The organism is uncultured Mailhella sp. (assembly GCF_905187505.1).
Taxonomy (GTDB): domain Bacteria; phylum Desulfobacterota; class Desulfovibrionia; order Desulfovibrionales; family Desulfovibrionaceae; genus Mailhella.
The window spans coordinates 1-14,364 of sequence record NZ_CAJJIC010000052.1; the positions used below are offsets into that span (position 1 = coordinate 1).

At 60.4% G+C, this 14,364-nt stretch carries 10 protein-coding genes; 6 read left to right on the top strand and 4 right to left on the bottom strand.

The window, feature by feature from the left end; translation table 11 throughout:
- Nucleotides 1-289: 289 nt before the first annotated feature.
- From QZZ60_RS06405 to QZZ60_RS06420, 4 genes are all read right to left on the bottom strand, one after another.
- Complete coding sequence (locus tag QZZ60_RS06405) at nucleotides 290-1,738, bottom strand: carbon starvation CstA family protein (protein WP_295639444.1); 1,449 nt, start codon at nucleotides 1,736-1,738, stop codon at nucleotides 290-292.
- Nucleotides 1,739-2,053: 315 nt separating this feature from the next.
- The gene (locus QZZ60_RS06410; RefSeq protein ID WP_295639447.1) at nucleotides 2,054-2,545 is read right to left on the bottom strand and encodes a GNAT family N-acetyltransferase; all 492 of its coding nucleotides are present in this window, start codon (nucleotides 2,543-2,545) and stop codon (nucleotides 2,054-2,056) included.
- A 138-nt stretch (nucleotides 2,546-2,683) separates the two neighbouring features.
- Nucleotides 2,684-3,745 carry a radical SAM protein gene (locus QZZ60_RS06415; RefSeq protein ID WP_295639449.1) on the bottom strand — a complete coding sequence of 354 codons (1,062 nt, stop codon included), beginning with the start codon at nucleotides 3,743-3,745 and terminating at the stop codon, nucleotides 2,684-2,686.
- Between the two features lie 13 nt (nucleotides 3,746-3,758).
- Nucleotides 3,759-6,434 (bottom strand): GNAT family N-acetyltransferase, encoded by a 2,676-nt coding sequence (locus tag QZZ60_RS06420; RefSeq protein WP_295639451.1) that lies wholly within the window; start codon nucleotides 6,432-6,434, stop codon nucleotides 3,759-3,761.
- A 214-nt stretch (nucleotides 6,435-6,648) separates the two neighbouring features.
- On the opposite strand from QZZ60_RS06420, the gene QZZ60_RS06425 reads away from it, so the two are divergent.
- From QZZ60_RS06425 to QZZ60_RS06450, 6 genes are all read left to right on the top strand, one after another.
- Nucleotides 6,649-7,461: a sulfite exporter TauE/SafE family protein gene (locus QZZ60_RS06425; RefSeq protein ID WP_295639453.1), complete on the top strand. Its 813-nt coding sequence runs from the start codon at nucleotides 6,649-6,651 to the stop codon at nucleotides 7,459-7,461.
- A gap of 153 nt (nucleotides 7,462-7,614) precedes the next feature.
- Nucleotides 7,615-9,126: a polyphosphate:AMP phosphotransferase gene (gene pap, locus QZZ60_RS06430; RefSeq protein ID WP_295639456.1), complete on the top strand. Its 1,512-nt coding sequence runs from the start codon at nucleotides 7,615-7,617 to the stop codon at nucleotides 9,124-9,126.
- A 183-nt stretch (nucleotides 9,127-9,309) separates the two neighbouring features.
- Nucleotides 9,310-10,497 carry an amidohydrolase gene (locus QZZ60_RS06435; RefSeq protein ID WP_295639459.1) on the top strand — a complete coding sequence of 396 codons (1,188 nt, stop codon included), beginning with the start codon at nucleotides 9,310-9,312 and terminating at the stop codon, nucleotides 10,495-10,497.
- 108 nt (nucleotides 10,498-10,605) lie between these two features.
- Nucleotides 10,606-12,120 (top strand): AbgT family transporter, encoded by a 1,515-nt coding sequence (locus QZZ60_RS06440; RefSeq protein WP_295639462.1) that lies wholly within the window; start codon nucleotides 10,606-10,608, stop codon nucleotides 12,118-12,120.
- Nucleotides 12,121-12,253: 133 nt separating this feature from the next.
- Nucleotides 12,254-12,832, top strand: coding sequence for a phosphoribosyltransferase family protein (locus QZZ60_RS06445; RefSeq protein WP_295639465.1), 579 nt, complete (start codon nucleotides 12,254-12,256; stop codon nucleotides 12,830-12,832).
- Between the two features lie 208 nt (nucleotides 12,833-13,040).
- Nucleotides 13,041-14,300 carry a pyridoxal phosphate-dependent aminotransferase gene (locus QZZ60_RS06450; RefSeq protein ID WP_295639468.1) on the top strand — a complete coding sequence of 420 codons (1,260 nt, stop codon included), beginning with the start codon at nucleotides 13,041-13,043 and terminating at the stop codon, nucleotides 14,298-14,300.
- Nucleotides 14,301-14,364: the final 64 nt, after the last annotated feature.

Sequence of the window (14,364 nt, forward strand, 5' to 3'; positions counted from 1 at the left end):
ACCTGCGATCGTCCCTCAGCTCCTTGTCGCCAAGTCCAGCACTGCCGAGCTTGGCAGGTTTGAAATACAGCATCATGCGCTCTCCGGAGAAATGAATTTCGCACTCGTGCGGCACCATGCCGCAAAACAGAAATAAAGAAAAGGGGGCCGCCCGTAAAGGCGGCCCCCTTGCGCTCTGAACGGAAGGGGTCGGAACGCCTCGGCGTTCCGTCACCGGATGTTTCTCAAAAGACGACTGTCTCTTTCAGAGTCTTCCGTCATGCCGCTTTCAGGAAAAGCGGCTCCGACGTCAGGCGCGACGAGCGCGGGTCGCACGCAGGAACAGAGCCAGGAACAGCGCTGCCACGACCACGCCGATCACATAGGAAACGGCGACGGGCAGCTGCACCACGAGGCCGAGGCACTCGGGAGCCATGCAGAAGTAGGTGCTGGACACGGCGCTCATGAAGGTGGCGGGCACGGCGGTGATCCAGAAGTTCTTCTTGTTGAGGAAGAGGTACATGGAGGCGGCCCACAGCACGATCATGGCCAGAGTCTGGTTGGTCCAGCTGAAGTAGCGCCACACGACGGTGTAGTCGAGCTGGCTGATGAGCGCACCGGCGCCGAGCAGCGGCACACAGAAGAGGAGACGGTTCTTGTAGCTGGTCTGCGAGACCTTGAACCAGTCGGCCAGCACCAGACGGGCGGAACGGAAGGCCGTGTCGCCGGAGGTGATGGGGCAGGCGATGACGCCGACCATGGCAAGGCCGATGCCTATGCCGCCCATGGTCTTGCTGCACACGTCGTAAATGGCGGCGGACTGGCCGGCGGCGAGGCTGGCCAGAAGACCGGTGGTCTGTCCGTCGGTGATTTCATAGATGGTGCAGCCGGCGGCGGCCCAGATGAGGGCGATGATGCCTTCGCACACCATGGCGCCGTAGAACACGAAGTGCCCCTGATGTTCGCTCTTCATGCAGCGGGCCATAAGAGGCGACTGCGTGGCGTGGAAGCCGGAAATGGCGCCGCAGGCCACGGTGATGAACATGAAGGCCCAGATGGGCGTGCCCTTGGGATGCATGTTGGTGAAGTGATCCCAGAGTTCAGGAATCTGATAGGCGGGATTCACCACGATGCCGGCGCCCACGCCCACAGCCATGATGATGAGGCAGATGCCGAACACGGGATAAATCTTGCCTATGATCTTATCGATGGAAATGAAGGTGGCAATGAAGTAGTACACCAGCACGACCGTCAGCCAGAACGAAGCGTTCAGCAGAATGCCGGAAGCGCCGGCTTCACTGCACAGCTTGACGATGAGGCCGGCAGGACCCACGGCGAACACGGTGCCTACCATGACGAGCAGCACCACCGAGAAGATGCGCATGACGGTCTTCATCGTGGACCCGAGGTAGATGCCGGTGATTTCGGATACGGAAGCACCGTTGTTGCGTTCACTGGTCATGCCGGAGAAGAAGTCGTGAACACCGCCGGCAAAAATGGTGCCGAAGGTGATCCACAAAAACACGACGGGGCCCCAGAGCGCACCCTGAAGGGCGCCGAAGATGGGTCCGAGACCGGCGATGTTCAGAAGCTGAATGAGAAACAGCTTCCACTGAGGAAGCACCACATAGTCGACGCCGTCATTGATGACTACGGCGGGAGTCTCCCGGTCGTCCGGACCAAAGGTGTTCTCTACCAACTTGCCGTAGGTAAAGTAACCGATGATCAGCAGGGCCAGGCACAGAAAGAAACTTACCATACAAACAACCTCTCGAAGGCCTGCAACTCCTCCGCACCACCAGAGCCGGAGGAGCATGCAGATAATCTTAGATGCCAAGTATTCAACTTGACAAAATTATGCAAGAAGATACATTGACCGGTCCTTGAGCTTTTTGAGAAAAAAAACTCTAATCGGGCCATATTACATATTTTTATTTTCCGGTATTTTTTTAATGCCTGACTGTGCCCAAAAGGGCTCTCACTTCACGTCAGAGAGCCGAAACAAAAGCCCGCGCACGCACGGCGACGGAAAGAACGCCGGACGTTCGCGCTGTCTTCTTCCCAGCAGCCCCCCTCATGATTCCCGAAAGGAAAGACGCATCTGATGCCACACGACATTGCCGTGCGTGGATGAGGAAACTCCTTCGTCCTCAAAGCCGAGAGAGGCATAATAGGGAATGAGTCTTTCCTTGCATGTGAGCACGACGCCCGCCTTTCCCCTTTTCCTGGCCTCTTCCGTCAGTCTTCTGACAAGGATGGCGGCATAGCCTCTTCTTCGGAACTCGGGAAGCGTGTTGAGCCCGAATATCATCTGCCAGCGGCCGTCGGCCCGGTGCAGCGAGGCGTCGGCGTACATCTCGTCTCGCAGATCGCGCTCATCCGTGGCCATGCCGTCGATGAAGGCGGCAAGCCGCCCATCCTCAAACAGCAGCCAGAAACTGTCGGCATAGGCCGCAAGCCTTTCACGAAATTCCTCTTCCGTAGCCGCCTCACCGGCAGGAAAGCAGCGCCGTTCCACCTCGGCTATGGCCGCAAGATCGGCCATGGTCGCATTTCTTATGAACATACGTCCTCCCGGCTCCCCGAAGCACGGCGAGCCGTCTTTATCATCGTCAGAAGCCCCGGGCCGCACGCACGGCTCCGCAAACGCCGACGGTATGAACATCCCCGATCCGAAAAGGCCTCCGCCCTTCCCTGCCAGGGACTATTTCGTTTCCTCATGCAACGCGCAGGGAGCCTCAAACCGCTTGGCGCAGGAAACGCAGGCAGCCGGAGGATCAGCCGTCTGCACGGCCGCACGAAAGCCTGCGTACTCCGGCAGGGACCATATGTCCACCGGACTCTGTTCCCGCACGCAGCCGAAAACCGTGCGGTTGGGCTGCGGATTCTCAAGCGGCACGTTCAAGTACACGCAGGGGGAAACAAATCCGTCGGCGTCCACGTACAGCGTCCGGTGCGCCCTTTCACGGCAGCACGGCGCGGGCTCCGGCGCAGGAAGCGACGCATAGAAGTCGCGGCCGCCGGCGCGCACCCTCGCGCCGACCTCTTCAAGCACTGCTCTGGCCGCTTCTATCTTATCCCTTTCATGGGGCGCAAAGGCTTCCTTCGCCATGTCCTTCGAGGGAATGTAGTCCATGGTGCTGATGACCGCAGCGTGAACGCCCCAGTCTTCCATGAGCTCGGGCAAGCCTCGCACGGCCTCCACGTTTGAGGCAAGCATGAGGTAGGCCAGATGAATTTCCAGATGCACGGCATTTTTTTCACGGCGGATCTTCTGCAGGATTTTCACGGCGTTCTCCACGCGGAAAAAGGGAACGCCGGCACGGGCCCGGTTGCTCTGTTCATCCGTGCCCACCAGAGAAAAGGCCACGATGTCCATGCCGCTTGCCACAATGTCTTCCGCAAGCTTCTCGTTCATGACCATCCCGCAGGTGGTGGTGGACACGGCACAGCCGGCCCTGCGCGCAAGAGACACGAAGTCCATGAAGTACGGATTGAGAAAAGGCTCTCCCCAGCCCTGCAGATGCACGCGTCCCGTTCTGGTCATGACAGGCCAGAGCGCGGCAAAGGTCTCGGCCTCCATGTGCCGGCTCTTCCACACGTCCGAACGCGTGGTGTGCGGGCAGTACACGCACTTTCCCATGCAGCAGGAAGTCACTTCCACCTGCAGACATTCCAGCTCGCGCGGCCGGAGAAAATCACGCAGATCCTGCAGAATTCCGGGAGCCCGAAACCTTGCGAAAAGCCGTTTGACGTCGGTTGCCATGCTCTTCCTCCTGCTAGAGCGTCCAGCTCGTTTCCAGATGCGGCATGAGCTCGAAGGCTCCCCACTTCTTCTTGAAGAAGGTGATTCCGCCGTCTATGCCGAGCCCGAGATTCAGCACGCTCTGCCCGCGACGCACGGCTTCGTCCGCAAGCGCCTGCAAAAGCGCGTCGCTCACGCCGGGAGGACAGTCGTCCTGTCGGAAGGCAAACATGTAGAAGGCCGTGCAAAGTGCGCTGTAGTCGCCCACTGCCATGGCAAGCAGCCTGCCCGAGGCGCTGCGCGCGGCAAAGAGCAGTGCCTCCGGCGATGCCTGCACATATGCCCCCACTCTGCCGAAAATGTGTCTTGTTCCGGGGGCAAGCGTACGCACCTTGAGGTAGTGGTCCACCAGCACGTCGTGTTCCGGTCCCCAGTCCTCCACGGCCACGACGGCTTCCCTCTGCGCCCGGCGAAGCATGTTGCGCAGCTTCTGCCCCGGCGTGTGGGGAAGGTTCACGCACCACCATGCGTCGCTCTCCACCACGGCCCTGTCGGGGGCGGCAGCGGGCACGACGGGAGAAAGCACCGTGATTCTGCGAAGGTTCGGCATGGCAAGCGCGCAGGCAACAGCCCGCTCCAGTCTCCCGGCATAGGCGGAAGAACGGATGTCGCAGGAAGACAGCTCATCCTGCGCGGGGAAGGCCACCAGCGTGCAGCTGTCGGCCGTGGTCCAGGCGGCAAAGCCCTCGCACGAACGCAGCGTGCGGCCCGACACCGCACGCACATAGGAAGGAATCTGTTCCGGCACCACGGCCCTCGCGCCGAGATCGGCAAGTCCCCTGCCGGAAGACGGACCGCGGGACGCCACGACCCGTTCCGCACGTTCTCCGCCGCCTTCCCTGCGCAGCGCTGACGAGCGCACGTTCTCCGCCGGAGCCTTCTCCCACGCGGGAGCGTCGGGGTTGCCCGGCAGCACCACGGAATCGTCCCTCCGAATCCAGGCGGAAAATCTGTGCTTCCACGTCGGCAGCACGCGGGTCACGGTAAAACCGTCCTCTGCCAGCATCTGCCGCAGGTTGATCATGTGGGCCGAGCCCACGAACACCGCCGTTCCTCCTCTCTCGACGTACGGTCGCATCCTCTCGCGGAAACGCTGATCGCGCACGCTGATGATGGTGCCCGTACGGGTGGGAAATTCCGCGCTCGTGCCCATCATGCCCATGAGATCTCCCGCAAGATAACGGGAACGGTTGCTCTTCATGAGCTTCGGCCAGAAGGAACACTCCTTCATGAACCTTACTATGCGCTCCATGGGCGCGGACTCGAGCGAAGCTATCTGCTCGGCCAGACTCTCCATGCCCATGACCGACTTGCCCATGTCGAGCGCGACGTCCCACACCTCGAGATCCACGGAGTTGGTCCAGCCGTTGCGCTCGAGATACGACGTCCAGAGCGAGAAGAAAGCGTACCACTGACGACTTTCCGCCAGCACGGCGCGCACGTCTATGCGCCGCTCCTGCTGCACGCCGGCAAGCCGTGCAAGAAAACCTTCCGGTCCGTAGACCATGCGTTCAAGCCGGACGATGTCCTCTTCGGAAAGAAACTGCGCCACCCGCGGCGCATCCGGCTCGGGAGAGCGGCCGATGCGGGCCACCTCGTCCATGCTGTCGGAATCTATGGGGCCTTCCAGAAGCACGGTGTCCACGTTCTCAAAAAGCCGCCGCAGGGAATGCTCGAAGGAGTAGCAGAAAAAATGCGCGGAACCGCCTATCCACGACGTGCGCCCGTTCTTGTCGAGCCTCCAGAGCATGGCGCAGGGGCGCTGCTGAGGAAGGGAGTCGAAGAACTTCCAGCGCGACATTTCATAGCTGCTCGACGAGGAACCTATGCTTATGGCGAGATATGCGGCCATGTCGAAAAAGCTGCCGCCGCCCGAAAGACCTGCGGCAGGCTGCCACACGGCAAGCTCATAGGGCGCATCCGTCACGCCGCCCCATTTTTTCTTGAAGCGGGTTATGCCCTCGTTCACGCCGAGGCCGAGCAGCACGGTGCTTTTGCCCTCCGCTCGGGCCCGCTCCAGCATTTCGGCAAAAAGCAGGTCCGGCGCGTGCGGAACGTAATGAGTCTTGGAGTGCGCGCCGAGCACATAACTCACGTGGTCCGGCAGAGAATAGTCAAGCAGAAGACAGGCCGCAAGCTGCCCTTCGGCGTCCCAGGCGTTGAGCAGCCTGAGGTCGGCCTTTCCGCGGAGAGCCGAGGCCGTGCCGGAATAAAGCTGGCGTATGCGCGGCGGCAGAGGAATTCGGGAGAGAAATTCCGCCCACAGTCTCCTGTGCTCCGGCGAGAACTCCCGCGTTTCGTCCACCGTGAGGCGTTCCCTCGCATGACGCACCGGGCCGCGCAGCTTTGCAGGCACCGCAGCCGCGGCGGAAAGCGTATAATACACGTCGCGCTCCTGCACGCAGTCCTTCAGCCTTTCGGGCATCTGCGGCGCTATGGCGAAGCAGTCGGAAGGCCTGATGCGGCGCAGTGCCTCGTCAAGCGCAGTCTCGAACCTCCGGACGGAAAACTCTCCTTCCAGCGGATAGCCTATGGCCATGAGCCAGTCGCCGTCCGCGACGAATATGTGACTGTCCAGCTCGAAGGAATGACCTGCCGACAATGCCTCAAGAAGGGGCCGTGAATGCTCGGGAACGGTGACTGCGGACATGAGAGACTCCTTGGCACGCTTGTGAGGAATATGCCATATCCACGTCCGACGGTAAAGGAGACCTTGCCCCGGCCGTCCAGAGCGCCGCTCCGCAAAAGATGCGACGTCGGGAGGGGGCGTTTTCTGCATCATGCCCGGGATTGCCGAAGGAGTCTTTCTGTTATAGGGTAACCGGATATCCCGTTGTTTCCCTTAAAATTTTTCCGGTACCTTCATGACAAGCTTCCTTCAGATCGTCCTCATACTCGTCTGCGGCGGTTCGCTCGTCGGTCTTCTGTCCGGCATGTTCGGCGTGGGCGGGGCCTTCATCATCGTGCCTCTTTTGAACATTCTCTTCACGCAGATGGGCATATCGCAGGACATCGTGCAGCATCTGGCGGTGGGCACCGCGCCTTCGACCATGCTCATCACCTCCCTGACCACCTTCATCGCGCACACGCGCATGGGCTCCATGCGCTGGGACGTATGGAGAACCATGCTGCCCGGCATCATCGCAGGCGCCGTCTCCGGTGCGCTGCTGGCCCATCACGTCAACGGGCGCACGCTCGAAGCGCTCTTCGGCGTCATTCTCCTGATCATATCCTCGCAGATGTTCATCGGACGCACCCCCCGCCCCAATGAAAAAATGAAGAAGTTTTATGTGCCGGTCAGTCTGTTCGTGGGCATGATCGCCAGCATGACCGGCGTGGCGGGCTCCATGCAGATCATCATATTTCTCGTGTGGGCCGGTCACGACTGGTGCGACAGCGTGAGCACGGCGGCGGCCCTCACGCTGCCCATATCGCTCACGGCCACCATAAGCTATGCGGTGCTCGGCTGGAATCAGCCGGGGCTTCCCGAATGGTCTCTCGGCTATGTCTATTTTCCCGGCACGCTTTCGCTCATGCTCCCCGGCATCATCATGGCCGTGGTGGGGGCAAGGCTCGCCCACTGGTCCGGCCTGCCGCTGACGAACCTGAAGCGCTTCTTTGCCCTGTTCAGCCTTTTCATCGGCGCGTCGTCGCTGTACCGGGCCGTCTTCGCCTGAGACGAAACGACCTTCAGTTCCCCTTCGGCTCAAAACTTTTTTCTCATGGTTCCGGCATATTGCCTTTTTTGAAAGGCCGTCTGCAGTTACCTGCAGAAGCACGGCGCGCCGCAAGCCCGCCGCCCCCACATTCCGCAAGAAAACGAGGTTTCCATGTTTGAGACAGTCGTACTGGGCAGACGTTGCAGCGACAAGGACTACAAGGAACAGGCTCCCGAGCTGCGCATGAAGCTTTTTGAGGCGCAACGGCAGTGCATGGACCGCAAGATCCCTCTGCTCATCATCATAGCCGGCATAGACGGTGCCGGCCGCGGCGCGGTCATCAACCTGCTGTCGGAATGGATGGACAGCAAGCATGTGCACAACCACGTGTTCTGGATGGAGACCGACGAGGAGCGTGAACGCCCTGAAGACTGGCGCTACTGGCGCTGCCTGCCTGCCGCGGGAAGCGTGGGCGTGTTTTTCGGCGGATGGTACGGTCTTGCCATGCGCAAGTTCTGCTCTGGCGACATGAGCGAGATGGCCTTCAACTCCCATATGCATCACTGCCGCGGACTTGAAGAAAGTCTTGCCGCCTCCGGCATGGCCATAGCCAAGATATGGCTGCACCTCGACCGGAAGGAGCACGAGGTCCGGCTCAAGAAGCGTCTGGCCCACAAGGAAATGCTCCACTTCACGCCCTACGACAAAAAAGCCTCCGAAAATTACGACGGCCTTGCCAGCACCGCGGCCCGTGCCATCACGCTGACCGACCGTGCCTTCGCCCCCTGGACCGTCATTGACGCCGCGGATGCGAACTACCGCAACCTTGCCGTGGCAAAGGCCGTCATCGCCACGGTGGAACGCGCCGTTGCCGGACAGGAAGCCAGAAAGGCCCGTCTTGAAGAGAAAGGCGCCGCCGCACCGCAAAGCGTCATTTCCACGCTGGATGCCATAGATCTGAGCGTGAAGGCGGACCCCGACACCTACAAAAAGGATCTGGCCGAGCTGCAGACCGAGCTGCACGAACTTACCTATCACGCCTGGCGCAAGGGCATTTCGAGCACGCTCGTGTTTGAAGGCTGGGATGCCTCGGGCAAGGGCGGCAGCATACGACGCCTCATGGACGGCATAGATGCCCGCATAAGCCGGGCCATTCCCATAGGCGTTCCTTCCGACGAAGAGCTGGCGCATCACTACCTGTGGCGCTTCTGGCGACACGTGCCCCGCGCCGGATTCATCACGGTGTACGACCGTTCCTGGTACGGCCGCGTGCTGGTGGAACGGGTGGAAGGACTTACGCCTCAGGAGGACTGGAGCCGCGCCTATTCGGAAATCAATCTTTTTGAGGAGCAGCTCATAAATCAGGGCAGCGTGCTTCTGAAATTCTGGCTGCACATTTCCCCGGACGAGCAGCTGCGCCGCTTCAAGGAACGGGAATCGACGCCGTGGAAGCAGTACAAGATCACGCCCGACGACTGGCGCAACAGAGAAAAGTGGCCGGAATACGTGCTCGCCGCCGACGAAATGTTCCTTCGGACCAGCACGGACTACGCACCGTGGCACATCATTCCCGCGGAGGACAAAAAATACGCCAGACTTTCGGTGCTGCGCACCTACCGCGACGCGCTGAAAAAAGCCCTGAAGCATGCCGACGGGAAAAAAGACGGCCACGACAAGAAATAGCCAAAGCGACGCAGGAAGACGAAGATTGCCGCGCGTGCAGCAAGCTGACGGGCCGAGCCGGAACGACTGCGGTCCGTCAGTCATCAATAGACTGTTTTTTCAAGCGATTTTCTTGCTTCCCCCTTCATTAATGAGTACAGTGCGCAGAACGCACACTTTCCCGAGACAATAAAAGGAGGCACCATGCCCGAAATCTCTCATGAAAAAAAGCTTCTCCTGGATGAAATCCAAAAACTGTCCGACCAGATGAGGGAAACGGCCTCCGCCATCTTCGCCGAACCCGAGCTGGGCTATCAGGAATTCAAGTCTTCCGCCCGTCTCGCCGACTTTCTCGAGTCCAACGGCTTCAAGGTGGAACGCAACCTGCTTGGCATGCCCACGGCCTTCCATGCCAGCTTCGGTTCTGGAGAAGGACCGCAGGTGGCGTTTCTTGCCGAGTTCGACGCGCTTCCCGGACTCGGTCACGCCTGCGGTCACAACCTCTTCGGCACGGCCGCCTGCGGCGCCGCGGTGGCGCTCGCCCGACATCTTCCCGCCGGAACCGTGCACGTGTTCGGCACTCCCGCCGAAGAAGGCAACGTCAGAGATGCTGGCGGCAAGGTTCCCATGGCCGACGCCGGACTTTTCGACAAAATGGACGCCGTCATTGCCGCCCATGCCGAAGGCCGCACCATTCTCAAGCAGCAGCTCATTTCCCGGGCCAACCTGGAAATGGACTTCAAGGGCAAGGCCGCCCATGCCGCCGGCGCTCCGGAAAAGGGCATCAACGCCATGGACGCCGCGGCCCTTGCCGTCATGGGCATCAACAGCCTGCGCCAGCACATGACCCGCGACGTGCGCATTCACGGTCTGCTCACCGACACCGGCACCTCCATCAACACCATCCCCGAGTTCGCCCGTCTGCGCTACGGCGTACGCGCCCGCAAGCCGGAAACGCTCAACAACGCCATCGAACGCGTGGTCAACTGCGCGCGCTGCTGCGCCATGGCTCTCGGCTGCCAGTTCTCCTACCGCCATTCCGCGCATCCCTACTACACCATGCGCCACAACATGCCCCTTCTGCACGCCTTTGCCGCCAACCTCGATCTGCTCGGAGAGGACTACATTGAAGAAGTGCAGAGCAGCTATTCCACCGACATGGGCAACGTCAGCTTCAAGGCTCCTTCCATCCATCCCTACATCTCCATCGGCGGAGCCCACCTCGTCGGCCACACGCCCGAGTTCGCCGAGGCCTGCAACGGCGAAGGAGGCTTCAAGGGAATGATCCTCGCCGCAAAGTCCATGTGTCTGACCGGATTCGACGTTCTCACCAATGAAGAGCTCCGCAAGGACGCGCGCAAGGCGTTTGAAACGCTTGACGACTTCGACTGATATCCCTATCCCTAATACCCCGGCGCATCACGTCGCGGACCTTCCGCGCCGTGATGCTTCGTATAAAGACCCTCTCACTTCTGCACCACGCCCAAGGAGCTCCAGGCCATGGCGAAAGAACAAATCGAAAACCTTTCCGGCATACTCGGCTTCATTGAACGAGCCGGCAACAGGCTGCCGCATCCCGTCACCATCTTTCTGATCCTTACGCTGATCGTCATGGTCATTTCCTATCTTCTGCAGGGAATCTCCATGGTCGACCCCAAGGGAAAAACGCTGGTCGTGCAGAGCCTCGTTTCTGTGGACGGCCTCACCTGGTTCCTTAAAAACTGCGTGGACAACTTCGTGCGGTTCAAGCCCCTCGGCCTTGTGCTCGTCATGATGCTCGGCCTCGGCGTGGCCGAAGAAGTGGGTCTTCTCTCCGCCGTGCTTCGCGCCACCATTCTCAGCGCGCCCCGCAGCATGGTCACGGCCATCATCGCCTTCTGCGGCGTCATGGGCAACATGGCTTCCAGCGCGGCCTTCGTGGTAGTGCCTCCCCTCGGCGCCATGATCTTCAAGGGCCTCGGACGCAATCCTCTGGCCGGCATGGCCACGGGCTTCGCAGGCTGCGCCGCCGGTCTCAACGCCAACCTTCTGGTGGTGGGTACCGACGTGGGCCTTGCCGCCATCACGCAGCAGGCCGCCCAGATCATCGATCCTTCCATCACCGTGCACCCCGCCGTCAACTGGTACTTCATGTCGGCCTCGACCTTCCTCGTCACGGCCATCATCGTCTTCCTCACGGAAAAATTCGTCGAACCCCGTCTTGAAGGCGTGGCCATGCACGAAGGCGCCATGGGCAGCGAAGACATGACCGTCACGCCCGAAGAACGCCGCGGTCTGCGCGCCGCCCTCATCGGCGGACTCATCTACATCTGCCTCATTCTGCTCACCGTGGTGCCCGAACACGGCATTCTGCGCAATCCCAAGACCTTCAGCATCGTGCGTTCCCCCTTCCTTGATTCTCTCGTGCCCATCCTGCTGGTGTTCTTCCTTGCCGTGTCCATTCCCTACGGCGTGAGCACCAAGGTCATACGCAACGACAAGGACGTGGTCCGCTTCATGGGGCAGGCCATGCGGGAATTCTCCTCCTTCATCGTGCTGTGCTTCGCCGCCGGTCAGTTCGTTTCCAGCTTCGCCTACACCCATCTGGACATGTACCTGTCCATACAGGGCGCAGCATTCCTCAACGACACGGGCTTTTCCGGCATTCCGCTCGTAGTGAGCTTCCTCATCCTCACCGCCTGCATCAACTTCTTCATCGGCAGCGCCATGGCCAAGTGGGCGCTTCTGGCCCCCATATTCGTGCCCATGCTCATGCAGATGCAGCTCTCGCCCTACTTCGTGCAGGCCGCCTACCGTGTGGCCGACTCCACCACCAACGCCATCTCGCCGCTTGAGCCCTTCATGGCCTTCATCATCGGCGTGGCTCAGAAGTATGCGAAAAACGCGGGCCTCGGCACCATCATTTCCCTCATGCTGCCCTACGCGCTCGGCATCCTCTTCTTCTGGGGACTGTTCCTCATCATCTGGATGGAAATGGATCTGCCCCTCGGTCCCGGCGCGCCCGTGTTCCTGTAATCCTTTCAGGCCGCGCCGGGGCGTTTCTCCGCTTCGGCGCGGCAGGCGTCACAAACCTGCCCTGCTCCCGCAAGGTCATGCCCTCAACCCTGTTTAAAAATTCTCTTTCAATATGCTCTATGCAGGAGGCCATGTGGAATACTTCGACTTTGAAATCATGGGACTCAAGCGCAAGCTGCCCTTCGTCAAGATAGGGGAAAATCTCGCCCTCGCCAGCTTCGTCGTGCTTTCCGACACCGAACTCATCCAGACCGTCGCTCCCGAACTCATGAAGCGCCTGCCGGAAGTGGACGTCCTCATGACGGCCGAGGCAAAAGGCATATGCCTCACCTACGAAATCAGCCGGCTCATGGGCATGAAGGACTTCGTGGTGGCCCGCAAGAGCCGCAAGCCCTACATGCAGAACCCCATTTCCCATTCCGTGTTCTCCGTCACCACGCAGAAGGAACAGACCCTCTGGCTCGACGGATGCGAGGCGGAAAAAATCCGCGGCAAGCGTGTCGCCCTCATCGACGACGTCATCGCCACCGGCGAGTCCATTGAAGCCATCGAATCCCTGGCCCGCGCCGCCGGCGCCGAAGTAGTGGCCCGCGCCGCCATTCTGGCCGAGCTTCAGTCCGTGCACCGCAAGGACATCATCTATCTGAAGGAGCACTACGTGTTCCGTCCCAATCCCGACGGAACCTACACGCCTCTGGACAGACTCGACTGATTCCTCCTGAGGATCAGCTTCCCGGTTCATCCCTCAAAAAGGCGGTCACCTCCGGGCGATTCGCCTTTTTTGCAGCTTCAACAGGCTGAAACCAACCATTTATTCCATTGTAACATTTTGTATTCAATATATTTTTCTATAAAAATCAAATTTCGACATTCGACACTCTCATTCACAGGCAAGGAGAATCTTTTTCATGGATACAAATATGTCTTCCTCTTTTCCCATGGTCAGAGACGTTCCCTACATGGGCGTCATATGGGTCGTTCATGAGGCATCCAAGCTGGGGTTCTGGAACGGCCATCCCGACTGGTGCAACCTCGGACAGGGTCAGCCTGAAGTCGGCGACATGCCCGGCGCGCCCGCACGCATCAACCACATCGACATCGACCCCGCCGACCATGCCTACGGCCCTGTGGGCGGCACCGGCGAAGTGCGTGAGGCCATTGCCGACATGGTCAACAGAACCTACCGCCGAGGCAAGTCCAAGTACACGGCGGACAACGTCAGCTTTGCAAGCGGCGGCCGCCTCGCGCTCACCCGTCTTTACACCATACTTGCCGACGGCGCGCGCATCGCCTACAAAAACCCAGACTATACCGCCTACGAAGACTATCTCTACAGCCTGCGCAACCGCTGCGTGCTGCTCCCCATTCGCGCATCTGAACAGGATGCCTTCTCCATTCCTGCGGAAACGCTGGAAAACTTCATCCATCAGGAACGCGCGAACGTCTTTGTGTTCTCCAATCCCTGCAACCCCACCGGCGAACTCATCTCCGGAGAAACGCTGGAAAGTTATGTGGCCACGGCCCGCAGGGAAAACTGTCTGATCGGCAGCGATGAATTCTACTCCCATTTCATCTACAACGAAGACGGCTCTCCCGCGAACGGCCCCGTTTCCGCGGCCGAATTCGTGGAAGACGTGGACAGGGACCCCGTGGTCATCTTCGACGGTCTCACCAAGAGCCACCGCTACCCCGGCTGGCGCGCAGGCTGGGCCGTGGGGCCGAAGCACATCATTGAAATGCTGAACCGCGCGGCCAGCGCCGTGGATGGCGGTCCCTCCATGCTTTCCCAGCGTGCCACGCTCGCGGCTCTCGAGCCTTCCCGCGTGGAACAGGAAACCACCGCTCTGCGCGCCGAGTTTGCCTACAAGCGCAGACTCATGCTGGACGGTCTGGCGAAAATCGGCATCCGTCCCGCGGCCGAACCTCGCGGCACCTTCTATGTGTGGGCCTGCATCCGCGATCTGCCCGCCCCCCTCAATGACGCCGACGCCTTCTTCCATGCCTGCCTCTCCCGCAAGGTCATGACCGTTCCCGGCCGCTTCTTCGACGTGCGTCCCTACAGAACCCGTCCCGCCGAAGAACCCTACCGCTCCTGGGTGCGCTTCTCCTATGGTCCTTCCCGCGATGTGGTGAAAACCGGCATAGAACGCATCTCCGCGCTCGTACGCGAATACCGTTGACAGAAAACGGGACGGGAGATATCCGTTCCCATGCCTGACGGGCCGCGCCGCATCTTTACGCGGC

Bases quoted from the DNA above. Each gene is read 5' to 3' on its own strand.
- QZZ60_RS06405 (WP_295639444.1), bottom strand. From the start codon at position 1,738: ATGGTAAGTTTCTTTCTGTGCCTGGCCCTGCTGATCATCGGTTACTTT.
- QZZ60_RS06410 (WP_295639447.1), bottom strand. From the start codon at position 2,545: ATGTTCATAAGAAATGCGACCATGGCCGATCTTGCGGCCATAGCCGAG.
- QZZ60_RS06415 (WP_295639449.1), bottom strand. From the start codon at position 3,745: ATGGCAACCGACGTCAAACGGCTTTTCGCAAGGTTTCGGGCTCCCGGA.
- QZZ60_RS06420 (WP_295639451.1), bottom strand. From the start codon at position 6,434: ATGTCCGCAGTCACCGTTCCCGAGCATTCACGGCCCCTTCTTGAGGCA.
- QZZ60_RS06425 (WP_295639453.1), top strand. From the start codon at position 6,649: ATGACAAGCTTCCTTCAGATCGTCCTCATACTCGTCTGCGGCGGTTCG.
- pap (WP_295639456.1), top strand. From the start codon at position 7,615: ATGTTTGAGACAGTCGTACTGGGCAGACGTTGCAGCGACAAGGACTAC.
- QZZ60_RS06435 (WP_295639459.1), top strand. From the start codon at position 9,310: ATGCCCGAAATCTCTCATGAAAAAAAGCTTCTCCTGGATGAAATCCAA.
- QZZ60_RS06440 (WP_295639462.1), top strand. From the start codon at position 10,606: ATGGCGAAAGAACAAATCGAAAACCTTTCCGGCATACTCGGCTTCATT.
- QZZ60_RS06450 (WP_295639468.1), top strand. From the start codon at position 13,041: ATGTCTTCCTCTTTTCCCATGGTCAGAGACGTTCCCTACATGGGCGTC.